Here is a 26,370-nt window from a genome sequence, read left to right on the forward strand (position 1 = left end):
TCGGGTTTATGGCAGCTTGTATCAAGAGCAATTTCTCTCGCGCAGGTAGTCGGAGCGCCTTGGCGCTGGTCAATCGTCCGCTGCGAGTTCGTTTGCAATACATGCTTTTCGCGGGTCACTGGCTTGCCTGACTGGCGCGTGTTTCAGTTTCACGCGGCAGGTCGGCGGGCGCTGCCTGAGACACACGATCCGCAATGGGGGTTCGAACGACCCTCACAACATCACCCGGGATCAGTGCCGTTGTTTCGGAGGCCTGGAACTGCCTGATTTGGCCTTCGCTTCGCCGGCTCACCGTAAACGTCAGCGGGAGCGCCTCGTCGGTGATATTCGAGCTTCCCCCTGCCGCGAGGTCATCGAGAAGCAGTTTTTGCGTCATCTCGCGCTTCAATTTGAGCTGGTCGAGACTTGCCTGTTCCGACTGCAATTCGGAAGCGACTTCGCTTCGCCGCGTATCATAAAGCCCCTCAAGATTTCGCGTTGTCTCACTGATCGCCTGACGACCCCGCATGATGGCGGTGACAAGGTCGAGCCGATCGGAGCGGTAGGTGGTGAGCAACCGTTCCAGATCCAATTGACGCGACGAAACGGTGAGGCCTTTCGAAACCAGCGTTTTGACGCTGGTCAGTTGGTCCTCGATCGATTTGATATTGTCCTCCGAGCCCTGCACCTTCTCGCCCAGCATGCCGACTTCACTGTTCAAAAGATCACGCAATTCCGTGAGCGCTTTCGACTGCCTGTCCAGCGCATTTGCGCGAGCCTGAAAAATGACCCGTTCCTCGTTGTATATTCCCGCGGCGTATTGCTGATCGACGCCGAGCGTCCGATCGAACGTTATCTCCTTTGCCCCGGTCATCTCTGCTTGGAGCCGTGCTAATTTGGCAGTGCTGCGCAGCAGGGAGTGGTCGATTTCCCGCAGTTCGCCCGCGAGTTTGATCGTCTGCGATTGCTGCAGACTTGTGGCGCGGAACGGGCCGCCGCTCATTGCCAGGGATTGCAGGACGGTAAGTCCTGAGCGGAATTTGTACTGCCCAGGCGTGGTGACGTCTCCGACGACATAGATTGGCGGGTATTCGAGAATTTCGATGGTGACCGCGGGTGGCTGAACCAATCCGATTTTTTCTTGCAGACGCTTGGCAATCTCGTTCGTGAGGCTGGTGTTATCGCGATTGCCGATGGAAACGGATCCAAGAAAGGGCAAAAAGACAGCGCCTTCATCCGAGACGGTATATTCGCCGCCAAGCGCATCCCATCGTTCATATTGGCCTTTGGACTGCATCCATTGGACAATCGTCAGACGGATTTTCGTTTGCGGAGCAAAAGCAGTGTCATCGGCGAGAGCCGGCAATACAGCTCCGGCAAGAAAGACGAGTGTACCGATGACAAGCGTCGCCGGAAAGAACACGTTGAGAACGCGATACGATAGCTTCATTTACATGTCCAGCCTGCAAAGGCGTCCTTAAACGGACACCGGTTCAATGCCTTAGGCGCCACGCGAGCATCGGGCGCCAGGTCCGAAGCCGCAATGCCAGTGTGCAATCTGGCGAAGCCTTGAGGAAGGTGGCGGTTGTTTGCTTCGCCTTATCATTATTGATGAGGTGGGGGAGGGGCTTAGCCTAAACCGAGTAGGAACATATACCTTCGGCGCGGCAAAGAGGCATCAGCCCCGGGAAACCAGGACGTCATGCGCGCAGGAAGAGGCGCGCTGGAGCATCTCGCGCAAAAGTGTGCAGCGGTTTTGCGCTAACGACATGCGTAAAAACAAAGTTCTAAAGCGCGACGCGCTTAGCCGCGAAGGCCAGCGATCCCTCGCGGCAGAGCCGTCGTGTTTGGATCGTTTATTTTGCGACGATGATATTGACCGGCGGCGTCGCCTTAACGGTCGGCGCAAAGAAAAGGCCTCCAAACGAACACCTTGCGTGTCTTTCCCATCACGTGGTCCATGCCAACACGGCCGCTTGCCCAAAGGATGCCGCCTGTAGAGCAAAAGGCGTAGGACCTACTCGCTTATTTTTGGGCTATCATTCAGAGCTTCGTAGCAAACGATCCCCGTAGATTCGATCCCGATAATCTCGCGAGAGAGGGCCTGCCATGTATCGCAACGCTCGCCGGTGGACATCACGCTCACTCCTGCTGGATTCCTTGGTTCCCCGATGGTTGACTGTCGGCGGAAAGGAAAGGCCTCGCAAGCCTGCCGATAAGAGCGAGGATAGTGCTCAACTTGCGACATCCGTGCAAACGGCGGATGGAAACAAGCATGATGGTACGCTTGTCGACAATCCCGACAACACCGCGGCGCTCAATGAGCATGATGTTGAACAGAGAGCGGGCGTGATCGGCGACCAGGACGGTCGGGCCGATAGCAACCACCCGGCGCCGCCCTTGCCTGATGCTTTCGCAGCAAATCGCGAGACGGGGGTTCGAAGCGGGGACACTGCCGCGTCTCGGCTGTTCGCCCACGCGCCTGGTTTTGCAGGTTTCGAGCGGGACGCGCACGGAGTTGCATTCGGGGCTCAATCGTCCCTTTATCGCACCTACGCTGGAATGAGCCTCATAGGCGACGATCCTTTGGCTCCGTATCTGCCGCAAAGCCCTGCACCGACAGTTTCGGGAGAAGGTTCTGCTGCGATGACGGGCGAGCGTGCTCACTCGGGCAACGTCGTCATTCTCGAATCGAGCCCGTCAGCGCAGGCGACTGCGCATCAGACTGGCGCGGATTCACTGGCGTTTGGCATGCCCTTTGGTGTGTGCGGATGCGGCTACTTTACCTCCCCCACGCGGATTCTCGATTGGGCCCATGGCGGCGCCATGCTTCAACAGGACGGCCAATTGCCGGGCACCAGGCTGACCGAGGGGCCGGACTTTGTATCGACGATCAAGCGGGCCATCAGCGCTTCGATCAGCGACCCGCTTCTCGATCGTGACTTGTCGCCTCTCTCGGGATGGCGCGGAACCGCGACGTGGACGGATTCGACGATCTTGAACGGATCGTTGCCAGGCGGCGGAGAAATCGGAACGGGCACCGCCACATCCAAGGGCATCGGTATCCTTTCCGGTTCGGTGACGACGCCACCTTCTACGCAGCGGTCGTTGACGACGCAAAATCTGGCGGCCGCGGCTGCGGCCAACAACCTGATCGTGCTGGAAAACCAGAAGCAGGGTAACCCGCAGAGCGAGTGGGGCATCGACGGTGCCGGTAGCTCCAACATCGAGGGATTTGCGACCGACATCAGCGTCGACAATGGCAAGACGATCAGCTTCAAGATCAATACGAATTCCACCAACTACCGGATCGATATCTACCGGCTCGGCTATTACGGCGGCATGGGCGCTCGCAAGGTCGCGACCATGCAGCATACCGGCTTGCAGACTCAGCCAAATCCGTTGCGTAACGCCTCGACCGGCACGGTGGATGCCGGCAACTGGGCCGTGTCTGCCTCGTGGACCGTACCGGAGGACTCCGTATCGGGCGTCTATATCGCCAAGCTCGTGCGTCAGGATGGCACCTCCGGCCAAAATCATATCCCGTTCATCGTGCGCGACGACGACAGCCAAAGCGACATCGTCTTCCAGACGGCAGACCAGACCTGGCAAGCTTACAACGGTTGGGGTGGCGCGAACTTCTATGGCGGCAACGGTCCGGCGACGGGGCAGGGTGCCGGTCGCGCCTATGCGGTCAGCTACAACAGACCGATTGCGACCCGCGGCGGGGTTGGCACTTTTGCCGGTCCGCAGGATTACCTGTTCGGCGCCGAATATGCGGGCATCTACTGGCTGGAACAGAACGGCTATGACGTCTCCTACCTGTCGGGTGTCGACGTCGACCGTTATGGCAGCCTGTTGCTCAATCACAAGACCTATATTGATGCCGGGCACGATGAGTACTGGTCCGGACAGCAGCGGACCAATGTCGAAGCCGCGCGCGATGCCGGCGTCAACCTGATGTTCTGGAGCGGTAACGAGGTGTATTGGCGCACCCGTTGGGGCAATGCCTATAGCGCCGACGGCACGCCTTATCGCACGCTGATCTCCTACAAGGAGACATGGTCGCCCAGCGCGAGCATCGACCCTTCCAACGAATGGACAGGCACATTCCGTGATCCGCGCCTCAGCCCACCCGCCGTCGGCGGCGGAAACCCGGAAAACTCACTGACCGGACAGTTGTTCAAGGTCGACGATGTCGGCAGCAATCTCGCCGCGATCAAAGTCGGATATGACGATGCCAACCTGCGCTTCTGGCGCAATACGAGCGTTGCCAATCTTCAGCCTGGCCAGACCGCAACGCTCACCAAGAACTATCTTGGTTACGAATGGGACGAAGCGGTCGATAACGGCTTCGATCCGGCTGGCCTTGTCAAGCTGTCGTCGACGACGCTTCCGGTCAGCACCTATTTGCTCGACTACGGAAACACGACCGGCAACGCGACCGCGACGCACAATCTGACGCTTTATCGGGCGCCGAGCGGTGCACTGGTGTTCGGCGCCGGTACCGTCTACTGGACATGGGGCCTCAGCGACAATCACGACAAGGAGGCGACTCCGACCGATCCCCGCGTGCAGCAGGCAATGGTCAATCTGCTTGCCGACATGGGCATTCAGCCGGGAACACTGCAATCCGGACTCGTCGCCACAACCAGTTCCACGGACCTTGTTGCACCGACCTCCGTCATCACCGTACCCGCGACGGTGGCCGTCGGATCCACCGTGACGATTACAGGCACCGCTGCCGACACGGGCGGCGGGGTCATCGCCGGCGTCGAAGTTTCGACCGACAACGGGGCGAGCTGGCATCCGGCGACAGGCGATGAGAACTGGACTTATACCTGGTCGCCGCAGGTCGCCGGCAGCTACACGATCCGGTCCCGCGCCGTTGACGATAACATCAACCTCGAAACGCCCTCGGCCGGACGCACGGTCACCGTCGGCGGACCGAGTTATACTTCCCTCTTCGGCGCGGCGACGCCAGCGGTCGTCAACACAAACGATACGTCGGCTGTCGAGCTCGGGGTCCGCTTCCAGACCTCTGCGGCAGGGACCGTCTCCGGCATCCGCTTTTACAAGGGCAGCCAGGATACGGGTACCCATACCGGTTCGCTGTGGTCGAGCACGGGTACTCAGCTCGCGACCCTCACCTTCACGAACGAGACCGCCAGCGGCTGGCAGACCGCGTATTTCTCCAGTCCGGTGGCATTGACGGTCGGGCAGACCTACACGGCCTCCTACCATACGAATGCCGGTCGTTACTCGACCACCGCCAACTACTTTGTCTCCAATGTGACGAGTGGGCCGCTGACGGCACCGGCGAGCGGTAATGGCGTATACAGATACGGCAGCACCAGCCTGTACCCTACGGCCACCTTCGCTGAGACGAATTACTGGGTCGATGTGATGTTCAATCCGTCGGCCTCCAACACGACGCCGACGGCGGTTGCCGATGCGGGGAATGCGACCGAAAAGGGTGGCGTGGCCAATGGTTCGGGTGGCGTGGTCGCCAGCGGCAACGTGCTGACCAACGATACCGATGCGGATACCGGTGACACCAAGACGGTGACGGCGATCCGCTTCGGCACTACATCAGGCACGCTCGGCACGGCGCTGAACGGCACCTATGGCAGTCTCGTGCTCAGCGCATCGGGCGTCTATAGTTATGCCGTCAACGAGAGCAATGCCGCCGTGCAGGCGCTGCGGCAGTCGACCAACACGCTGAGCGATGTCTTCAGCTACACGATGCGGGATACCGCTGGCGCCACCGCCACGGCAAACCTGACCGTCACCATCCATGGCGCCAATGACGCGCCGGTTCTGGCGGTCCAGACGGCTAGCCAGAACGCTACCGTCGGCTCTGCCTTCTCGTTCACGCTGCCGACGACGACCTTCACCGATGTCGACAGCGGCGAGACGCTCACCTATGCGGCAACGTCTGCCGACGGCTCGGCGCTGCCTGCCTGGCTGAGCTTCAATGCCACGACGAGGACCTTCTCCGGAACGGCGACGACATCAGGGACCTATGGCGTCAGGGTAACGACGACCGACCTCGGCGGCCTCACCGCCAACGAGACCTTCAACATCGCCGTGTCGACATCAGGCAACACGACGCCGACGGCGGTTGCCGATGCGGGTGACGCGACCGAGAAGGGTGGGGTGGCCAACGGTTCGGGCGGCGTGGTTGCCAGCGGTAACGTGCTGACCAACGATACCGATGCGGATGCCGGTGATAGCAAGACGGTGACGGCGATCCGCTTCGGCACCACATCAGGCACGCTCGGCACGGCACTGAACGGCACCTATGGCAGTCTCGTGCTCAGCGCATCGGGCGTCTATAGCTATGCCGTCAACGAGAGCAATGCCGCCGTGCAGGCATTGCGGCAGTCGACCAACACGCTAAGCGATGTCTTCAGCTATACGATGCGGGATACCGCCGGCGCCACCGCCACGGCAAACCTGACCGTCACCATCCATGGCGCTAATGACGCGCCGGTGCTGGCTGTTCAGACGGCCGCCCAGAACGCCACCGTCGGCTCTGCCTTCTCCTTCGTGCTGCCGACGACGACCTTTACCGATGTCGACAGCGGCGAGACCCTCACCTATGCGGCAACCGCTGCCGACGGCACGGCGCTGCCCGCCTGGCTCGCCTTCAACGCCACGACGCGGACGTTCAGCGGCACGCCGACGACATCAGGCACCTACGGCGTCAGGGTGACGGCAACCGACCTTGGCGGCCTTGCCGCCAACGAGACCTTCAATATCACTGCGACAGTGGCGCCTGCGACCTACAGCCTGTTTAACGCCTCCAGCACACCGGCCCAGACCAATCTCAACGACGGTCAGCAGCTCGAGGTCGGCGTCAAGTTCCAGTCCAACGTCGTCGGTGATATTACCGCCATCAAGTTCTACCGCAGCGCCAACGACAACGGACAGAACGTCGTCGATCTGTGGACCACCACCGGCACCAGGCTCGCCACCGCCACCTTCACCAACACCACGGCAAGCGGTTGGCAGACGGTGAACTTCACAACGCCCGTCACCATCGCTGCCAACACCACCTATATCGCCTCCTACCACACCACCGGCGCTTACGTGGCAACTGATGGCTTCTTCGCCAACGGCGTCAGCAATGGTCCGCTGTCGGCGCTATCCAGCGCTGCGGCTGGCGGCAATGGCGTCTATGCCTACGGCGGATCTGCCACCACAGGTCTCTTCCCGACCAGCACCTTTGACTCGGCAAACTATTATGCCGATGTGGTCTTCCGGCCGCAGCTCGCCGCCTGACGCGTCGAACGAGGTTAGAGACGATTTCGATGAGGCTCATAAAACGCAAATGACAGTCGCTCCGAATGCCCTCATTGACGGGATGCCGATGAACAGCATCGACCGGTTGCCGGTCACCGTGCTCTCGGGTTTTCTCGGCGCCGGCAAGACAACGCTTCTCAGCCACGTGCTGACCAATCGCGACGGCCTGCGGGTCGCCGTCATCGTCAACGATATGAGCGAAGTGAACATAGACGCCAGTCTTATTCGAGACGGCGGCTGTAACCTGTCGCATACGACAGAGACGTTGATTGAGCTCAGCAATGGCTGCATATGCTGCACCCTGCGCAACGATCTCCTGACGGAAGTGCGGCGACTGGCCGAAGAGGGGCGATACGACTATCTGTTGATAGAGGGGACCGGCATTGCGGAGCCATGCCCAATCGCGGCAACCTTTTCATTCCGCGACGAGAATGGTGTTTCGCTCTCCGATTTTGCGAAACTCGACACGATGGTGACCGTCGTCGACGCTGCAAGCCTCTTGGCCGATTACAGCAGCGCTGATCTGCTTCGCGATCGCGAACTGCAGCGGGACGGTGACGACCGGCGCACACTCATCGACTTGTTGGTCGACCAGATCGAGTTTGCCGATATTGTCGTGATCAACAAGATCTCGGATGCGAGCGAAGAGGTCCGCGCGGAAGTCCGCAAGACGGTGGCTGCACTCAACCCGGATGCCCGCCAGGTGGAGACGGACTTCGGCAAGGTTTCTCTTGCAACCATCCTCAGTACGGGCCTCTTCGATGAAGCAAAAGCCGCCGCTCACCCGTTGTGGCACAAGGAACTCTACAATCCGGGCGACCATGTTCCGGAGACGGAGGAATACGGGGTATCGAGCTTTGTCTATCGCACGAGGCGTCCCTTCGACCCCAAGCGGTTTCGAGCATTCCTGGACGAGCCCTGGCCGGGGGTAATCCGCGCCAAAGGCCATTTCTGGCTTGCCACGCGCCCGCGTCACGTGGGTTTGATGTCGGCTGCCGGAGTGCAACGGCGCTGTGAACCTATGGGGCTCTGGTGGGCGGCCGTTCCCCGACAAGACTGGCCCAGCCATCAGCAGTTTCGCCAGCATATCGAGAGCCGATGGGACAGCGCTTGGGGCGACCGTCGGCAGGAGCTCGTGTTCATCGGTGTTGATATGGACGAGACAGGCGTCCGCACCGCGTTGGACGACTGTCTGGCCAGTTCGGACCCGCGGGACTGGTCGGCTCTCGAAGATCCGTTTCCGGCCTGGTAGCACGGGGACGCGGGAGTACCGGCTCGACCGGCCGGACCGGCGAGACAATACCGAACTGGAGCCTTTCCGGGTTAGATTGAAGCATTCTGTTGGCTCAAACGGAGTCGGATGGTCGACCGGCCGGCGCGCGTCGTAGCCAAGCTCTACGGCCAAGCCGGCCGATCGATCAGCCGGCCCGTTTCAGCCAACCCGAAGGGCCGGGCATCTTTGCGCCAGGATCAAAGGCGATCGGCTCGGACGTACCAAGGGGTATGCCCGTCGCCAATCGCCTTTGCCCTGACGAAAACCTGCTCCGGCAGAATGCTGCAATCTAACCCGGAAAGGCTCTAGAATTCCTCTTCACCCAGAGTCGGCCACTGAGCAGTAGCCGGAGGCAGCTTTGCGGCCTTGTCGGTCGGGGATGGGGTGACGGGCATCACATCGGAGTATGGGGGTACCACCCACATACCCCAGATTGGTGTCGTACGTTCCCTTACGAAAGCTGGCAGGATGAAGCCTTCCAATGGTGGTCGACGGGAAACGGGGACGCCGCTCTTGCTGAGATTTCATGTGAGGAATCGCGAATATCTAAGTACTGCCGGCGGCACGCCGAGCGTCTGTCACCCACCCTCTGTCTGGACCGCACTGCTTGGAACTGCGACCGTGGTGTCTTCAAGCACTCAGGGTCCCTACGGCTTTGCCAATCAGGGCAGCGCAACCGTCCAATCCTCCTTCTCCGGCACGGTCACATCTTCCCTGATATCATCAGGCGACATGCAATCGTCGCCCGCATCGTCGACGGCGATGCCGGCGCCTGCGGGAGATAGCGGCGCGCAAGACGGTTTTACCAAGACGGCTGCTGCGACGGTGTTCCAGGCGCCTTCCTCGACATTGCAACGCACCGTGCTTGCCCCGGATCCGTCCGAGGAGGCTGCGACACTGCCGGCCGCTCCCGCGCTTACGGGTGTTACCACCGATGCCGACACTGGAAGCACCAAGACGGCGGCGCCGGTCAGCTCTTCCAGCAGTCTCGGCACGGCTTCGTTGCGCCTTCAGGCCTCGATAGCATCTGTCTCTGTAGAGCCGAGCCAGGACGTTTCTGCTGAGACGACCGCGGCCCCGACAGCACTGGCGGCACTGGCGGCACCGGTGGCACCGATGGCGGCGGTTTCGGCTGCGGCGACACCCAACAAGATCGCGCTCGAAAACCTGAAGCAGGGCAACCCGATCAGCGAATGGGGGCTGGAGGGCGACGGCAACGGCACCATCCAGGGCTTCGCCACCGAAATCAGCACGAATATCGGCCAGACGGTCGATTTCAAGATCGCCACGGATTCCACCCATTACCGCATCGATATCTACCGCATGGGCTATTACGGCGGGGCAGGCGCGCGCAAGGTCGACTCGATCGAGAAATCGCTGACTACGGCGCAGATCCAGCCGCATCCGATCGTCGACATGTCGCTCGGTCTCATCGATTGCGGCAACTGGTCGGTTTCCGCCAGCTGGCAGATCCCTGCCGATGCCGTCTCGGGCGTCTATTTCGCCAAGCTGGTGCGCGAGGACGGCACCGAGGATGCGGGCATCATCCCCTTCGTCGTGCGCGACGACGCTTCGACCAGCGATATCGTCTTCCAGACGTCGGACACGACATGGCAGGCCTATAATGCCTGGGGTGGCGCTAGCCTCTATTATGGCGAAGTGCCCGTCGATCCCGCCGACATGATCGGCTACCTGCCGCCGAACTGCAGCTGCGGGCTGACCGCGATCGGCCGCGCCTCGGCCGTCAGCTACAACCGCCCGATCATCACCAATACGAGCCCGGTCGGCGGTTCGCATGATTTCATCTTCGGCGTCGAATCCTCTGCCATCTCGTGGCTGGAGCAGAACGGCTACGACGTGTCCTATATCTCGGGCGTCGATGCGACGCGCAGCGGCAGCCTGCTGCTCAACCATGATGCCTATCTCTCCGTCGGCCATGACGAATACTGGTCTGCCGAGCAGCGCGCCAATGTGGAGGCCGCGCGCGATGCAGGCGTGAACCTCGCCTTCTGGAGCGGCAACGAGGTTTACTGGAAAGTCCGCTGGGAAAGTAGCATCGACGGCAGCGGCCAGGCCTACCGCACCATGGTCTGCTACAAGGAGACCTACGGCACGAGCACGGACCCGAGCAATGTCGGCACCGGCACATGGCGCGATCCGCGTTATGCCGATCCGGGGCAGCAGCCGGAGAATTCGCTGACGGGCACGATGTTCCAGGTGGACAGCTACCGCCAGGACACGATCTCCATCCCCTACGACTATTCGAACCTGCGCTTCTGGCGCAATACCGATGTCTCCCAGCTGAATGAAGGCGATACCTACAATCTGGTGCAGAACCTGCTCGGCTATGAATGGGATTCCGATGTCGAGAACGGATTCCGTCCGGCTGGACTGATCAACCTGTCGCTCTCTTCGGTCTCGGTGGAAACCTATCTGCGCGATTACGGCACGACGATCGGCTCTGCCGTCGCCACCCACAGCCTCACCATGTACCGGGCGGCAAGCGGCGCGCTGGTCTTCGGCGCCGGCACCGTCTTCTGGTCCTGGGGCCTGAGCGACAACCACCAGGGTCCGACAACATCGACCGATCGCAATGTGCAGCAGGCGATGGTCAACATGTTCGCGGACATGGGCATCCAGCCGACGACGCTGGATGCGAGCCTGATCCTCGCGACGCAATCGACCGACGCGCTGAAGCCCACCTCGTCGGTCACGTCGCCGATCATCGGCGCCAGCTTCCTCGAAGGGCAGCACGTGACGATCACGGGTACGGCGCAGGATTTCGGCGGCGGCATCATCGCCGGTGTCGAGGTCTCCACCGATGGCGGCCAGCACTGGTTCAAGGCGTCAGGCCGCGAGAACTGGAGCTATAACTGGGTCGTCCAGGCAAGCGGCACCTACACGATCCTGTCGCGCGCCGTCGACGACAGCGTCAATCTGGAAGCGCCATCGGCCGGCAAGCAGGTCACGGTCAACCTGCCGGGCACGCAGGGCCTGTGGACGCTTGCGGAAAAGCCTGCAACCGAGGTGGCGATCGATCGCGATCCCGTCGAGCTCGGCCTGCGCTTCCAGGCAACAACGGCAGGCTCGGTGCAGGGCATTCGCTTCTACAAGGGCTTCTACAATACCGGCGACCACGTCGTCAGCCTCTGGTCCGGCAACGGAACGCTGCTCGCAACCGGCGTGTCGGTGGGTGAACCGCTCTCCGGCTGGCAGACGGTAATGTTCTCCTCGCCGGTCCAGATCGCCGCCGGCACGACCTATGTGGCCTCCTATCACAGCAACGGATTCTTCTCCGTCACCGAGAACTATTTCAGCGAGCCCTATGCCAGCGGCGCGCTGAAGGCCGTCGATGGCGGCGGCGTCTTTGCCTATAGCGGCACCAGCACGTTCCCCGGTCAGAGCCCCGGCGGCTCGAACTATTGGGTGGACGTGGTCTTCGATGCCGGCCCCAACAGCCAGCCGGTCGCAACGGACGACAGCGGGCTGATCATCGGCCATAACGGAACGCTTGTTATCTCGATTGCCGCACTCGTGGCAAATGATGTCGATGCCAATGGCGATGCGCTGACCATCACCGCCGTCGGCAATGCGCTCAACGGCACGGTCGCGCTCAACACGCAGACCGGAACCATCACCTTCACGCCGGCTAACAATTATTCAGGCCCGGCAAGCTTCACCTATACGCTGTCGGACGGCCGCGGCGGCACGGATCAGGGCAATGTCAGCCTCACCGTTCAGACCGCCCCGGCCGGGGAGACGCTCTTTACGGGAAGCGAGGGGCCAACCGGCGGCAGCTTCAACGACAATGCGGCGATGGAACTCGGCATGAAGTTCGTCGCTTCCTCAAACGGCACGATCTCGGGAATCCGCTATTACAAGGCTGCCGGCGATACCAGCGTGCATACAGGCTCCATCTGGAGGGCGGACGGCACGCTTGTTGCCACGGTCACCTTCACCAACGAGTCGCTCTCCGGCTGGCAGACCGCAACCTTCTCCACGCCGCTGCAGATCACGGCGGGTGCGACCTATGTCGCCTCCTATCACACGACCGGCAGCTATGTGGCCACCGCAGGCTATTTCAACACGGCCCACACCAACGGCTCGCTGACGGCGCTCGCCGGTGCGAACGGCGTCTATGCGGTCGGATCGGGCTCGACCTTTCCGACCCAGAGCTACCAGTCGTCGAATTACTGGGTCGATGTCGTCTTCAATCAGTCCACGGGCAACACGGTGCCGGTTGCCGCCAACGACAACGGCTATACGACCTATGCCAACACGGCCCTGTCGATTGCCGCGGCCAACCTGCTTGCCAATGACAGCGATGGCGATGGCGACCCGCTGAGCATTACCGGCGCCAATGGCGCGGTGAACGGAACGGTGACGTATAACAGCCAGACCAACACGGTGATCTTCACGCCGAACTCGGGCTATACGGGCGTCGCAAGCTTCTCCTATTCGATCTCGGACGGGCAAGGCGGCACGGCCTCGGCGACCGTCAGCCTCACGGTCAATTCGCAGCCCGGCGGCGGCACGACCTCGAGCCTGTTTACCAGCGCCGACACGTCGGGGGTTACCGCCGCCAATGACGCCAACTCGGTCGAACTTGGCGTCAAGTTCATCGCTTCCGGCAGCGGCCAGATCACGGGGCTCACCTATTACAAGAGCGCTCAGGATACCGGCACGCATGTCGGCTCGCTCTGGACCGCGGGCGGCCAGCTCCTTGGCCAGGCAACCTTCATCAACGAGACGGCAAGCGGCTGGCAGACGGTTTCCTTCACGCAGCCGATCAATGTCACGGCCGGCGCCACCTATGTGGCGAGCTACCATTCCAACGGCTTCTATTCGGCAACGGCGAACTACTTCACGACAGACCATACGAGCGGCGCGCTGACGGCGCCGGCAAGTTCGGTCAGCGGCGGCAACGGCGTCTATGCCTATGGCACGGGCAGCCTGTTCCCGACCGCCTCCTACAATGCCAGCAATTACTGGGTGGACGTGCTCTATCAGCAGGGCGCGCAGAATGCGGTTCCGGTTGCCGCCAATGACAGCGGCTACTCGACCAATACGGGCACGCCGATCACCATCCAGGCCTCGGCGCTGCTTTCAAACGACAGCGATGCCGATGGCGATCCGCTCGCGATCACCGGTGTCAGCGGTGGCGTCAACGGCTCGGTCGCCTACAATGCCCAGGCCCAGACGGTGACCTTCACGCCGACCGCAGGCTATTCGGGACCGGCGAGCTTCAGCTACGCGATATCAGACGGCAAGGGCGGCACGGCCACGGCCCAGGTTGCGCTCACCATCAACAGCCCGGCTGCAGGCCCGGAGCAGAACCTCTTTGCCGCGAATGCGACGCCCTCGGTCGTCTCCACCAACGACAATCAGCAGGTCAATCTCGGCATGAAATTCCAGGCCGATACGGCAGGCTGGATCACCGGCATCCGCTTCTACAAGGGGGCAGACAATACGAGCCCGCATAACGGCTATCTCTGGACCGCCTCGGGCACGCTGCTCGGCAGCGTCGCCTTCAGCAACGAAACGGCAAGCGGCTGGCAGACTGCGACACTCACCCAGCAGGTGGAGATCGCCGCGGATACGACCTACGTCGTTTCCTACAGCACCAACGGCAATTATTCGGCGACCGGCAATTACTTCAGCGCCGAAGTGACGAATGGCGACCTCAGAGCGCTAAGCGGCAGCAACGGCGTTTATGCCTATGGGTCGAGCGGGCTGTTCCCGAGCGCCAGCTATAACAGCACAAATTACTATGTGGACGTAGCATTCAGACCGCAGCTCGCAGCGTAAAGCCCGCGAGCATGTAAGGCCAAGCATCTGTAAAGGGTAATGAGATCGATGATGGGTGCAGACAACAGATTGCCGGTAACGGTTCTCGCCGGGTTTCTCGGCGCCGGCAAGACGACTGTCCTCAATCATGTCCTGAGCAATCGTGAGGGTCGCCGGGTTGCTGTCATCGTCAACGATATGAGCGAGGTCAACATCGATGCGGATCTCCTGCGCGACGGGGGTGCAGACCTCTTGCGCACGGACGAGACGCTGGTAGAGCTCACCAATGGATGCATCTGCTGCACCCTGCGCGACGACCTCCTGAGCGAGGTTCGCCGGCTCGCTAGCGTCGGCCGTTTCGATTATCTGCTGATCGAGGGCACCGGCATTGCCGAGCCGCTGCCGGTCGCAGCCACCTTCTCCTTCCGCGACGAGAGCGGGGCAGCACTCTGCGATGTCGCGCGGCTCGACACCATGGTTTCCGTCGTCGATGCGGTCAATCTTCTCGCCGATTACCAGAGCGCCGAGTTCCTTGCCGATCGCGGCGAAAGGCGTGACGGGGACGATGAGCGCAAGCTCGTCGAACTCCTCGTCGAGCAGATCGAATTTTCCGACGTCGTCATCATCAACAAGGCAGGCGATGTGCCGCCGGCAATGCTCTTGGAGGTTCGCCGGGTCGTCGCGGCGCTCAATCCGGATGCCCGCATCATCGAGGCGGCCTTCGGCCAGGTGCCGCTTGGCGCGATCATGGATACCGGGCTCTTCAGCGAGGCGAAGGCCGCCCGCCATCCGTTCTGGCACAAGGAGCTTTACGGCTGGGGCGGCCATGTGCCGGAGACCGAGGAATACGGCATTGCGAGCTTCGTCTATCGCAGCCGCCGGCCTTTCGATCCCGCGCGGCTGAGCCGCGTCATCGAGCAGCCATTGCCCGGCATCATCAGGGCGAAAGGGCATTTCTGGCTGGCGACCCGGCCGGACGAGATCGGCCTGCTGTCAATTGCCGGCACGCAATGCCGCATCGAGAACAGGGGATTCTGGTGGGCTTCGGTGCCGCGGGCGCACTGGCCGCGCCATCCGCAATTCCGCCAGTTGCTTGACCGGCATTGGGACGATGTCTGGGGCGACCGTCGTCAGGAGCTGGTCTTCATCGGCTCCGGCTTCGACGAGGCGGCGATCCGTGCCGCGCTCGACGATTGCCTGGCCGGGGAGGAGACGGGTTTCGATCCGCAAACCGCCATCGGTCTTCGCGATCCGTTTCCAGCATGGCGGCACGATACTCACGCATCGGACCGAAAGGTGTGAAGCGGTTTTCGGATAATCCGATGTGTCGACTCAAAGGTGAACAGGTTTTGATTATCAACCAGAGGAGAGAACAATGAGCAACGAACTTTATGCAGATGGCATCGGCGAGATCACCATCACGGGAACGATCGTGCGCATCGACCTGATGTCACTCTCGGCCACCGATCGTGACGCCAACAACAATCCGAAGCCAGTCTTCCGCCAGCGCATCATCATGCCGGTCGATGCCTTCGCCAATGCGGTCGATCTCATGCAGAAGGCGCTTGGCGGGTTGGTCGAGGCGGGTGCGGTCCGTCGCATCGGCGATATGCCAGCTGCGGCTGCCGCCGATATCCAGACGGTGCAGGCCGGCGCTTCGAACGCCTCGCCGAACTTCAACTGATAAAACAAATATTGCCTCGGTCTCGTATTGTTTCGGGTGGGCCATGAGTGGTTTTCTGCATACCAATCTGCACTGTCTTGCACTGGTCGCGCGTCATCACGGCGTCGATCTTGCTCCTGAACGACTGCAGCACGATTATGCCGTCGGCAACGATCCCGTTGCCATGCGGCAGCTGCTGCGCATGGCCAAGGATGCCGGCCTCAGGGCAAGGCATCTGACGCTCGACTGGCGATCCCTGTTCCAACTCGGCGAGGCCTTCCCGGTGCTCGCCGAGCTGACGAACGGCAACTGGGTGGTCATCGCCGGCGCTGTCGGGAGCGGGGAGGATGAGAGAATCCGCGTTCTCGACCCGCTGGCATCACGTGCCGAAGTGATGATGCTCAGCGAAGAGCAGTTCGCCAAGGCCTGGCTCGGATCGGTGATCCTGCTGAAGCGCAACTATCGCATGTCCGATGAGGACCGGCCCTTCGGCTTCCGTTGGTTCGTCCCCGAGATCATCAAGCAGCGCAGCTTCTTCCGCGACGTCGCGCTCGCCGCCTTCGTGCTCTACGGGCTGGGGCTGACGACGCCGATCTTCTTTCAGCTCGTCATCGACAAGGTGCTGGTGCATCAGAGCTATGCGACGCTGACGGTTTTGACGGCGGGCATCGCGATCGCGCTCGTCTTCGACGCCACCTTCACCTTCCTGCGCCGCTATCTGCTGCTCTATGCGACGAACAGGATCGACATCCGCGTCGCGACCCGCACCTTCGGCCATCTGCTCAACCTGCCGATCGCGCTCTTCGAGCAGGCCTCGGCCGGCGTTCTCGTCAAGCATATGCAGCAGACCGGGCGCATCCGCGAATTCCTGACCGGCCGGCTGTTTCTCACACTCCTGGACGGCGTTTCGCTGCTGGTCTTCGTGCCGATCCTGCTTCTCTACAGCGTCAAGCTGACACTTGTCGTGCTCGGTTTCGCCGCTCTTGTCGGGCTCGTGGTGATGATGCTCGTCGGGCCGTTCCAGCGCCGGTTGCAGGCGCTCTACCAGGCCGAAGGCGACCGGCAGGCATTGCTGGTGGAAACCGTGCACGGCATGCGCACCGTCAAATCGCTGGCGCTGGAGCCGCGCCAGCGCAAGGTGTGGGACGATTACTCGGCGCAGTCGATCTCCGTGCGTTTCCGGGTCGACAAGATCTCGACCATCGCCCAGGCGATGACCGGACTGCTGGAGAAGCTGATGAGCGTTGCCATCATCGGCCTCGGCGCGCTCGATGTCTTCAGCGGCGCGATGACGATCGGCGCGCTGGTCGCCTTCAACATGCTCGCCGGCCGGGTCTCGGGACCACTGGTGCAGATCGTCACCATGGTGCACGAATATCAGGAAGTCGCGCTCTCCGTGCGCATGCTCGGCGAGATCATGAACCAGCGGCCGGAGCAGGCGGGCCGCGGGCGAGGTGTTCGGCCGCATCTGCAGGGCCGCATCGAATTCGACAGGGTCAGCTTCCGTTACGGCCCGGATAGCGCGCCGGCGCTCGACAATGTCTCCTTCGCCATTCCGGCCGGCTGCCTCTTCGGCGTGGTCGGCAAGAGCGGCTCGGGCAAGACGACGATCACAAGGCTCATCCAGGGGCTCTATCAGAGCCAGGAAGGCCTCGTGCGCATGGATGGCTATGACAGCCGCGAGATCGACCTCGTGCATCTGAGAACGAGCATCGGCGTCGTGCTGCAGGATAGTTTCCTGTTTCGCGGCTCGGTGCGCGAGAATATCGCCGCCGCCAAGCCCGATGCCAGCATCGAGGAGATCATGGAAGTCGCCCGCATCGCCGGCGCCGAGGAGTTCATCGAGCGCCTGCCGCGCGGCTTTGACACGATGCTGGAGGAAAACGCCTCCAACCTGTCAGGCGGCCAGAAGCAGCGGCTTGCCATTGCCCGCGCGCTGATCACCGATCCGAAGCTGTTGATCTTCGACGAGGCGACGAGCGCGCTCGACCCCGACAGCGAGGCGATCATCCGCGAGAATCTGAGCCGCATCGCCGCCGGCCGCACCGTCATCATCGTCTCGCACCGGCTTTCGACGCTCGTCGATGCCGATGCCATTCTCGTCATCGATCGTGGCAAGGTCGCCGATATCGGCCGGCACGATCAGCTTGTATCGCGCTGTATGACCTATCGCCATCTGTGGTCCCAGCAGATGAGGCAGGTCGCATGAACGCGCACACCAGAAAACCCAGCGAAAACCTGCCGGTCCCTTCAGGCAAGGTCCCGTCAGGCAAAGGCCCATCGGGGAAGGGGAGGGAGCTCACCGCCCGCCCGCCGTTGCCGCCGGCAATTGCCGAATTCCAGTCCGACGCCGTCGAGCTGGAGGAACGCGCTCCGCCGCGCATTGCACGGATGACGCTGTATTGCGTGACGGCGCTGATTGCCGCCGCGATCATCTGGGCCTCGGTCTCGTCGATCGACGAGGTGGTGATTGCGCCCGGCAAGCTCGTCACCACCCAGCCGACGATCGTCGTCCAGCCGCTCGAAACCTCGATCATCCGCACGATCGAGGTGAAGGCCGGCGAAGTGGTGCATGCCGGGCAGACGCTCGCGACCCTCGACGCCACGTTTAGCCAGGCCGATGTCGACCAGCAGCAGGCGAAGTTCGCCGCCCTCGACGCCCAGGTGAGGCGCATCGAGGCCGAGCTTGCCGGCGACGACTACATGAAGATGGCGGGAGATACGCCCGACCAGGTGCTGCAGGCGCAGCTCTTCGGCCAGCGACAGGCCTTCTACATGGCTCAGCTGCAGAATTTCGAGCAGCAGATCGCCGGCCAGTCAGCCGCTCTCGCAGCGAGCAGGAACCAGGAGGCGGTGCTCAACGACAGGCGCGATGGGCTCTCGCAGATCGAGGCAGCGCGGGAGCGGCTCTATAACAAGCAGAGCGGCTCGCTGATCACGCTGCTCGGCTCGCGTGACGCCCGCCTCGACGTCGAGTCCGACCTGACCGCCGTCCGCGGCCGGGCCGACGAGGCCGCCCACGCCTATGCCAAGCTCCGAGCCGACCGCCAGGCTTTCATCGAGGATTTCCGCCGCGCCGCAATGGAGCAGCTGGTGGAGTTGCGCGGCCAGCGCGACATGGCTGACGAGGAACTGAAAAAGATGGAACTGCGCCGCAACATGGTGGCGCTGACCGCACCCGCCGATGCCGTCGTGCTCGATCTCGCCCAGCGCTCGGTCGGTTCAGTGGTGCGCGAGGCGGAACCGGTCGTGACGCTGGTGCCGATCAACGTGCCCCTCGAAGCCGAAGTCTCGATCAACACCCGCGACATCGGCCGCGTCGCCGTCGGCAAGGAAGCCCGCATCAAGCTCGACGCTTATCCCTTCCAGAAATACGGCACCGCCTCGGGCGAGGTGAGAACCATCAGCCAGGACACCTTCCTCACCGGCCAACAGGAGCAGACAGAGACCCCGAGCCAGCCGGCCGCCCCCTTCTTCAAGGCGCGGATCCTGCTTGCCGATACCCGGCTGAATGCCGCAGGTATGCCGGTACGGCTGCTGCCCGGCATGACCGTGTCCACGGAAATCAAGGTCGGCAACCGTACGGTGATCTCCTATTTCCTGTATCCGCTGCTGCGTGGCCTCGATAATGCAATACGCGAACCGTAGAACGCGGCGGATCAGTTCGCCCCGACGAGATCCCGAGTGAGCTTCGAGGCTGACCCTGGTTTTCTACCGCGCCGGCAGCGCCTTGCTTGGAGCATGCAGCTCGACGATCTGGACAAAGCGCTGGCTGGCTGCGCCGCCAACGCGGGCGATCACTTCGACGATTGGCACAACCACATGAGGTCACGGCAATTCGCGACCTGCACGGTGATGGCGAGATCGATTTTCCGGCATCAAATGGAAGTCAACGGCAAGGCAGGCAGCACTTTGTCCAAGGTGATGGGAAATTCGCGTACCCGAACCCCGGTCGCATTGTAGACGGCATTGGCTACGGCAGCGCCCGCACCGCAGACGCCGAGCTCGCCGAGGCCCTTTGCGCCGAGCGGGTTGGCCTTGTCGTCATGTTCTTCGAGGAACACGACCTCCATCGCCGTAACGTCGCCATTGACCGGGACGTGATACTCGGCAAGGTCGTGATTGACGAAGTGGCCGAAGCGCGGATCGAGCACGGTCTCTTCCATAAGCGCCGCGCCGATGCCCCAGGTCATGCCGCCGAGGATTTGCGAGCGCGCGGTCTTGGCGTTGAGGATGCGGCCTGCGGCCATTACAGCCAGCATGCGGCGCATACGGATTTCGCCGGTATCGCAATCGACTTCAACCTCGGCGAAATGGGCTCCATAGGAATGCTGGGAGTAGGCCTTGTATGACTCGGTGGTAGCGCCCGCGGCCACGGAGCCTTCGGCCTCGAACCCGTCGGGAGCGATCTTGCGGATGAGATCGACCAGGCTTGCCGACCTTTGGCCGACCGTGACCTCGCCGTCGGCAAACCTTGTCTCGGTGGCATTCGCTGTGTGTAAGGGCGAAGCTTCGCTCGTCCGCGCCGCCTCCAGAATCCGCTGCTTGAGGACGTCGCACGCGTTATGCAGCGCTGACCCCGCGCTTGCCGCACCCCAGGAGCCGCCGGAGCCGGCGGTGCGCGGGAAGCGGCTGTCGCCGAGTTTCACCTTGACCGACGCGATCGGTAGGCCGAGGTTCTCCGCGGCAATCTGGGTCAGGATCGTATAGGTGCCTGTGCCGATGTCGGTCATGTCGAGGCGAGCCGTCACCTGGCCGTCCCGGTCGATTGCGACCCGCGCTGTCGCCGCGCCGATGTAGTTCGGACGGATCGCAGCCGCCATGCCGTAGCCAATGAGCTTGCGGTCCTCCAGGACGCGGCCCGGTGTCGGGTCTCTGCGCTGCCAGCCGAAGCGACGCGCGCCTTCCTCCATGCAGGCGACGAGGTTGCGGGTGGAGAAGGGCACGCCGCGTTCGGGATCCTGCGCCGGTTCATTGCGGATCCTGAGTTCGATCGGATCGAGGCCGAGCCGCTCGGAGAGCTCATCCATGGCGCATTCGAAAGCCAGCATGCCGGGCGCTTCACCGGGCGAGCGCATCCACTCACCACGGTTGATATCCAGCGGAACCAGCCGGTGGCGAGTGATACGGTTCGGCGCCGCATAGAGCGAGCGGGTAAAGGCTGCCGTTTGCTCGCAGTACTCCTCGAAGCTGGATGTCGCGGACCATACGTCGTGTGCGATCCCGGCGAGCCGGCCGTCATTGTCCGCGCCAAGACGCACTTGCTGGATCATCTCCGCGCGGTGCCCGGCATTGGCGAACATCTGTTGTCGCGTAAGCGCGATCTTCACCGGACGCTGCAGGGCCTGCGCCGCGAGTGCGGCCAGTATCGTGTCGGCATGGGCGATCAACTTACTGCCAAAGCCTCCGCCGATGAAGGGGCTGACGATGCGCACGCGCTCCGGCGCAATGCCGAGCGTGCTGGCGGCGCCCGCCCGGAAGTTCGCCAGGGTCTGCGCCGACGTGTAGATCGTCAACTCGTTGCCCGACCAAGCGGCGAGCGTCGCATGGGGCTCCATCGGATTATGATGTTCGAACGGTGTTCGGTAGCTTGCATCGATCGTGACCGGAGCCGCCGCAAAAGCGCTATCAAAGTCGCCGATCACGCTGTCGGTCTGTAGGCCGGCGTTGGTCAGTTTTGGTCTATAGGCGTTGGCGATGCGCGTCCGGAAATCGTATCGACCCGGATCCTCCTCATAGCGTACTCCGATGAGGCCCGCCGCTGCACGTGCCGCCTCGAACGTCTCCGCGACAACCAGCGCGATTGGCTCGTCATGGTACCGCACCCGGTCGCTGTTGAGCGCTGGCCGGGCGCGCGTGAAGACCTCCGGCACGGCCGACGTGGCGGCCGGCCCGAAATCCGGCTGGGCCGGCGCATTGCGGTGCGTCATGACGTGGAGCACGCCCGGCGCCCGCTCGGCTTCGGCCGTGTCGATCTCGGCGATGCGGCCCTTGGCGACGGCGGCGCCGAGAATATAGCCATAGGCCATGCCGTCCAGCGTGTGCTCATAGGCGTAGGTGGCCCGCCCCGTCACCTTGAGCGGGCCGTCGACGCGGTCGATTGACCGGCCGATGAAGCCAGCATTGGGACGAGGCTTCACACTTGAATGGGTGGCGGAGCCGGTCGAATCGGCAGGCAGTCCAGGTCTGGTCTCGTTCATAAGTCACCTTGAGCTTTGTCATTTTGGCGTTCGAAGGCATGGAGGCCGCGACGATGCCTCATCCTCGCACCTTCATGTTCATCGCGCGGTGGCCGGGCTCACGCGGCGATCTCGCCGAAATACTCGCGAAACTCGACCAGCTTCTCTGTCGAGCCGGCTCGCATGAAGATCGCATGCAGGCCAGTGTACGGCGCGCCACCGATTGTCCCGCTGCCGCGATCGCAGACGATGACCCAGTCGGCGGCGAAGAGCTTGAGATCGACTGCCGATTCCGTGATCCTGTTTCCCTGCGCTTGATGCGCGGCGGTCCAGGCTGTTAGTGCCCGCTTGCCCTCGGGGGGGCCGTGTCGACCTCGTTGTTCGCCGATAGGGAATTGGAAGGTCATCGTCTCATCGCAACAATCGAGGAATGCCGTCCAGTCGCCGGAAGCCCAGCCGGTAAAGAAGGCGTCGACGGCCGCCTCAAGCATGCGTCGAGCTCCCGGATCAGATGTGGCGCCCCAAGCTGCGGCGGCAGAGACGAAAAGGGCGCCACCCGAGGCGGCAACGGCGCGTCGCGTAAGTCTCATGTCGATCTCCTGTTAGGCGCCTGCATCTGAGAACAGTCGTTCGGGGTCGTCGTCTCTGTCATCGCATCACCTCATGCACGTTCGACGGCGGCGGCGAGCGTGTGCCGCACGGTTCGTTTGGCCAGCGGGATCTTGAAATCATTGCCGCCATGCCCGACCGCTCCGGCGAGTGCTGCCTCGGCCGCGTCGGTAATGGCGGCATCGGACGTCGCCGCTCCCGCAAGCCTTTGCTCGGCCCCCGTTGCGCGCCAAGGCTTGCCTGCCACGCCGCCCAGGATGATCCGGGCGCTTCGGATGCGGTCGCCGCTTTTCTCGACGATCGCAGCCACCGAGACCAGCGCGAAGGCGTAGGAAGCTCGGTCGCGCACCTTGCGGTAGACCTGCCGGCCGGGTGGTGGTGGCGGCAGGGTAACCGCGGCGATCATCTCGCCATGTTTGAGCACGGTCTCCACGTCAGGCGCCGTACCGGGCAATCGATGGAGATCGCCGATCAGGATCGTGCGCGTCTCGCTGCCGGACGATATGGTTTCGATCCTGGCATCCAGCCCCGACATGGCGACCGCCATGTCGGAGGGATGGACCGCTATGCAGGCTTCGCTCGCGCCGAGTACCGCATGCATGCGATTGAGGCCCTGGAGCGCCGCGCAGCCCGAACCCTGCTCGCGCTTGTTGCAAGGCATGTTGCGGTCGTAGAAGTAGGGGCAGCGCGTACGCTGCAGGAGATTGCCGGCGGTCGAGGCCTTGTTGCGTATCTGGCCGGAAGCTCCCGCTAGCAGTGCTCGCGCGAGCATTGGATAGCGTGACCTTACCCGCGGATCAGCCGCGAGATCGCTGTTGCGGACCTGGGCACCGATCCGAAGCCCGCCCTCATCTGTCTCCTCGATCCGATCGAGCGGCAAGCGGCTGATATCGACGAGATGTGCCGGCCGCTCGATCTCGAGCTTCATCAGGTCGAGAAGGTTCGTGCCGCCGCTGATGAACCTGGCGTCCGGCCGAGTCGCAACCGCGGTGGCCGCCTGCTCGGCGCTTTCCGCGCGTTGATAAGTGAAAGATCGCATTTGCTCACGCCTCCCCTGCCGCGTCGCGGATCGCGGCGACGATGTTCGGATAAGCGGCGCAACGGCAGATGTTGCCGCTCATCCGCTCACGGATCTCGGCGTCGGTGAGAGCGGTGGAAGCCGCTGCCACGTCGGCGCTCGCGTGGCTAGGCCAGCCTGCCTTGGCTTCGCTCAGCATGCCGACCGCGGAACAGATCTGGCCTGGCGTGCAGTAGCCGCACTGGAAACCATCGCGGGCGATGAAGGCGACCTGGACCGGGTTGAGCCGATCGCCCTCGGCAAGGCCCTCGATGGTGGTTATCTCGTCGCCCTGGTGCATTGCGGCAAGCGTCAGGCAGGAATTGATCCGGCGCCCATCAACAAGCACCGTGCATGCACCGCACTGGCCGTGGTCGCAGCCTTTCTTCGAGCCGGTGAGGCCGAGATGGTTGCGCAAGGCGTCGAGCAGCGTCGTGCGCGGGTCGAGCTCAACGGCAAAGTCCTTCGCGTTGATCCGCAAGGACATCGGCATGGTCGGTGTTGGCGTGGGCGATGCGGCGGCCGTGGCGGTGTCCGCCTGCTCGGCGGCAACCGGCATCCCGGTTGCCAGGAACAAGCCGGTCGCGACTCCGCCTTGCAATACTGTTCGACGCGTCGGCCCCTTCCTGTGGTCTGTTTCAGCCATGCATGATCTCCCAATCGCAATGAAGAACGTTGACGGCAACCGACCCGATAGTGTGCGTCTCGGGTGGTGCTACTCATCGATACTGGAGGTGGAGAGGCGTGCGGCGGCTTTCTTTCAGGAAATCGGCAGCAATGTCAGGATCCCGGAGAAAAATGCATCCGATAGACCCGAGGGGTCATGCCCCTCAGACGCCGAAATGTCGTTGTGAAGTGGCTCTGACTTGAAAAGCCGAGCCGAAAGGCAATCGTGCCGATCGACAAACCTGTTTCGCGTAGCAGCGTCTCAGCTCGCCACACACGTTCCTCGATCACATATGCATAGGGCGCAAGGCCGGTCGTCGCTTTGAAGCGGCGTGCAAAACTGTCGACGGCCATGTCTGCGACGGCTGCCAGTGCGCCCAGCGAAATGTCGGAATTCATGTGTGCATCGATATAGTCCCGAACGCGACCAAGCGCCCGACGGCTGAGGCAGCCGTGACCCTGAACCGAGTTGTGCTCCTTGTTCAGGGTCGCCACGCGGAGGCCAACAAGGGCGACCAGATGCTCGACATAGGCGGTGTCCGGCTTATGGCCGAGCGCCATCTCGTCGCGAAGCGAGCCCACGAGCGTGGCGATGACCGGGTCTTTCTTGTTCACCAGGATCGGCAAATCCCCCAAGCTTTCACATCCTGAAATCCTGGCGTCGGGATCGATCCATAGGGCCGAGTAGGTGAGGTCCACGTTCCGGTAGAAGCCGAATCGCTCGGCACCCGCGGGCACGAAGGTGAGGGCCCCTGGGCGATCCTTTCCGTCGTACACGGATTTTGCCTCATGCCGGATAGACGTTTGAGACGTTCCGCCTTCCTCGGTCAAGACGACCAGATGATGAGGAGCTGTCCAGCGAAGTTCCGCCTCCCGGCACGCCCACCGCCGATTGTCGAAAACGATCGACGATCCGGCCCATGACGCCGTTTGCAGCGGCTCAGACCTCTCCTCCTGGCTCCGAATCCGTCCGTCACCAAGTAGCGGTTTGAATGACATTGCGGCATCTCGCTGGTTCATTGACGGAGCCGCACCGGCTTCATCTTGAGCATCGTGTGCCGCCCGCCTCCGTCGCTGCGCATATGGGGCAAGCATCGGGCCTTGATAACCGCGCCGCGTTCAAGAATTCGTGAGACCGGGCAAAATCTGCCGGAGACATAGGTTATACTGCGACCATCACTGCCCAGATTCCGACCGGTACGAGACCATGGTGCTCGAACAAGTGACGCACATGGTGGAGACTGATCAACTTCCAGCCGGTGACGAGGAGTACGGCAGCGAGCGCCGTCAAAGGCACCATTCCCAGCAGCCCCGGCAGAAGCGCCACCAACGCCAGGATCCAAACGCCATGAAAAATTGCCGAGGTGCGCGTGCGGGCCCCAGCCTGGATATTGGCCGATGAGCGGACGATGACACCGGTGATCGGCAATGCGCCGAGCAAACCACAAAGTCCGTTACCGACGCCCTGGGCGAATAGTTCCTTGTTGAAGCGGGTACGTTCTCCATCGTGCATTCGGTCGACGGCGGCCGCGGAAAGAAGCGTTTCGGCGCTTGCAATGACGGCAATCATCAACGTCATTAAATAATGCCCGGCTGCACAAGCTGGGCGAAATTCCCGGCCGTCGGAAAGGATATGTGTTGGCACTGTGGCGGCAGGGTTGGAATGTCCGTTTGTGTGCAAAGTAGAAGTGTGACTTTGGGTGTGTCTTCAGCCATTTAGAAATGCGACACTCGGCATGTCCACTTGCGCTGAGGCAAGCCCCCGACCGGACCGGCTGGGCCGGGTTGCAAGGGAAGGGAGGGGGCGGATGAGACGCACCCATTGGCTTTAGCTTTGACAGTTGCAGCA

At 62.4% G+C, this 26,370-nt stretch carries 14 protein-coding genes and 1 pseudogene; 7 read left to right on the plus strand and 8 right to left on the minus strand.

Annotated elements, in window-relative coordinates; all coding sequences use genetic code 11:
• Window positions 1-115: 115 nt before the first annotated feature.
• Both GFM02_RS26765 and GFM02_RS35615 read right to left on the minus strand, forming a co-directional pair.
• Window positions 116-1,429: a polysaccharide biosynthesis/export family protein gene (locus tag GFM02_RS26765; RefSeq protein ID WP_168271192.1), complete on the minus strand. Its 1,314-nt coding sequence runs from the start codon at window positions 1,427-1,429 to the stop codon at window positions 116-118.
• A 692-nt stretch (window positions 1,430-2,121) separates the two neighbouring features.
• A complete protein-coding gene (locus tag GFM02_RS35615; RefSeq protein WP_348643995.1) occupies window positions 2,122-2,367 on the minus strand; it encodes a hypothetical protein in 246 nt (81 codons plus the stop codon).
• Between the two features lie 438 nt (window positions 2,368-2,805).
• Between GFM02_RS35615 and GFM02_RS26770 the strand changes: the two genes are divergently transcribed.
• The 7 genes from GFM02_RS26770 (at window position 2,806) to GFM02_RS26810 (ending at window position 19,658) form a co-directional block, all read left to right on the plus strand.
• Window positions 2,806-7,266, plus strand: a complete 4,461-nt coding sequence (locus tag GFM02_RS26770; RefSeq protein WP_348643996.1) for a N,N-dimethylformamidase beta subunit family domain-containing protein — start codon at window positions 2,806-2,808, stop codon at window positions 7,264-7,266.
• Between the two features lie 88 nt (window positions 7,267-7,354).
• Window positions 7,355-8,539, plus strand: coding sequence for a GTP-binding protein (locus tag GFM02_RS26775; RefSeq protein ID WP_168323297.1), 1,185 nt, complete (start codon window positions 7,355-7,357; stop codon window positions 8,537-8,539).
• Window positions 8,540-9,028: 489 nt separating this feature from the next.
• Window positions 9,029-14,368, plus strand: a complete 5,340-nt coding sequence (locus GFM02_RS26790) for a DUF4082 domain-containing protein (RefSeq protein ID WP_168271194.1) — start codon at window positions 9,029-9,031, stop codon at window positions 14,366-14,368.
• A gap of 48 nt (window positions 14,369-14,416) precedes the next feature.
• A complete protein-coding gene (locus tag GFM02_RS26795; protein WP_168271195.1) occupies window positions 14,417-15,649 on the plus strand; it encodes a GTP-binding protein in 1,233 nt (410 codons plus the stop codon).
• A gap of 73 nt (window positions 15,650-15,722) precedes the next feature.
• Window positions 15,723-16,031, plus strand: coding sequence for a hypothetical protein (locus GFM02_RS26800; RefSeq protein ID WP_003549393.1), 309 nt, complete (start codon window positions 15,723-15,725; stop codon window positions 16,029-16,031).
• A gap of 43 nt (window positions 16,032-16,074) precedes the next feature.
• Window positions 16,075-18,219: a peptidase domain-containing ABC transporter gene (locus GFM02_RS26805; protein WP_131665648.1), complete on the plus strand. Its 2,145-nt coding sequence runs from the start codon at window positions 16,075-16,077 to the stop codon at window positions 18,217-18,219.
• Window positions 18,216-19,658, plus strand: coding sequence for an HlyD family type I secretion periplasmic adaptor subunit (locus tag GFM02_RS26810; protein ID WP_168271196.1), 1,443 nt, complete (start codon window positions 18,216-18,218; stop codon window positions 19,656-19,658). The genes GFM02_RS26805 and GFM02_RS26810 overlap by 4 nt, the downstream gene beginning before the upstream one ends.
• A 230-nt stretch (window positions 19,659-19,888) precedes the next feature.
• Here GFM02_RS26810 and GFM02_RS26815 read toward each other — a convergent pair whose 3' ends face one another.
• From GFM02_RS26815 to GFM02_RS26840, 6 genes and pseudogenes are all read right to left on the minus strand, one after another.
• Window positions 19,889-22,210 (minus strand): xanthine dehydrogenase family protein molybdopterin-binding subunit, encoded by a 2,322-nt coding sequence (locus tag GFM02_RS26815; protein ID WP_168323298.1) that lies wholly within the window; start codon window positions 22,208-22,210, stop codon window positions 19,889-19,891.
• 98 nt (window positions 22,211-22,308) lie between these two features.
• Complete coding sequence (locus tag GFM02_RS26820; protein ID WP_168271206.1) at window positions 22,309-22,680, minus strand: nuclear transport factor 2 family protein; 372 nt, start codon at window positions 22,678-22,680, stop codon at window positions 22,309-22,311.
• Between the two features lie 170 nt (window positions 22,681-22,850).
• A complete protein-coding gene (locus GFM02_RS26825; protein WP_168323299.1) occupies window positions 22,851-23,837 on the minus strand; it encodes an FAD binding domain-containing protein in 987 nt (328 codons plus the stop codon).
• 4 nt (window positions 23,838-23,841) lie between these two features.
• Window positions 23,842-24,501, minus strand: a complete 660-nt coding sequence (locus GFM02_RS26830; RefSeq protein ID WP_168271199.1) for a 2Fe-2S iron-sulfur cluster-binding protein — start codon at window positions 24,499-24,501, stop codon at window positions 23,842-23,844.
• Between the two features lie 134 nt (window positions 24,502-24,635).
• Entirely contained in the window at window positions 24,636-25,352 is a 717-nt protein-coding gene (locus GFM02_RS26835) for a helix-turn-helix domain-containing protein (RefSeq protein WP_246792400.1), read from the minus strand.
• Window positions 25,353-25,686: 334 nt separating this feature from the next.
• Window positions 25,687-26,156 (minus strand): annotated as a pseudogene (locus tag GFM02_RS26840) (SulP family inorganic anion transporter); the annotation flags it as partial.
• Between the last annotated feature and the right edge of the window lie 214 nt (window positions 26,157-26,370).

The sequence above is a fragment of the Rhizobium leguminosarum bv. viciae genome (assembly GCF_012276115.1).
GTDB lineage: Bacteria > Pseudomonadota > Alphaproteobacteria > Rhizobiales > Rhizobiaceae > Rhizobium > Rhizobium leguminosarum_T.

Bases quoted from the DNA above. Each gene is read 5' to 3' on its own strand.
- GFM02_RS26765 (WP_168271192.1), bottom strand. From the start codon at position 1,429: ATGAAGCTATCGTATCGCGTTCTCAACGTGTTCTTTCCGGCGACGCTT.
- GFM02_RS26770 (WP_348643996.1), top strand. From the start codon at position 2,806: ATGCTTCAACAGGACGGCCAATTGCCGGGCACCAGGCTGACCGAGGGG.
- GFM02_RS26775 (WP_168323297.1), top strand. From the start codon at position 7,355: ATGAACAGCATCGACCGGTTGCCGGTCACCGTGCTCTCGGGTTTTCTC.
- GFM02_RS26790 (WP_168271194.1), top strand. From the start codon at position 9,029: ATGAAGCCTTCCAATGGTGGTCGACGGGAAACGGGGACGCCGCTCTTG.
- GFM02_RS26795 (WP_168271195.1), top strand. From the start codon at position 14,417: ATGATGGGTGCAGACAACAGATTGCCGGTAACGGTTCTCGCCGGGTTT.
- GFM02_RS26800 (WP_003549393.1), top strand. From the start codon at position 15,723: ATGAGCAACGAACTTTATGCAGATGGCATCGGCGAGATCACCATCACG.
- GFM02_RS26805 (WP_131665648.1), top strand. From the start codon at position 16,075: ATGAGTGGTTTTCTGCATACCAATCTGCACTGTCTTGCACTGGTCGCG.
- GFM02_RS26810 (WP_168271196.1), top strand. From the start codon at position 18,216: ATGAACGCGCACACCAGAAAACCCAGCGAAAACCTGCCGGTCCCTTCA.
- GFM02_RS26815 (WP_168323298.1), bottom strand. From the start codon at position 22,210: ATGAACGAGACCAGACCTGGACTGCCTGCCGATTCGACCGGCTCCGCC.
- GFM02_RS26820 (WP_168271206.1), bottom strand. From the start codon at position 22,680: ATGCTTGAGGCGGCCGTCGACGCCTTCTTTACCGGCTGGGCTTCCGGC.
- GFM02_RS26825 (WP_168323299.1), bottom strand. From the start codon at position 23,837: ATGCGATCTTTCACTTATCAACGCGCGGAAAGCGCCGAGCAGGCGGCC.
- GFM02_RS26830 (WP_168271199.1), bottom strand. From the start codon at position 24,501: ATGGCTGAAACAGACCACAGGAAGGGGCCGACGCGTCGAACAGTATTG.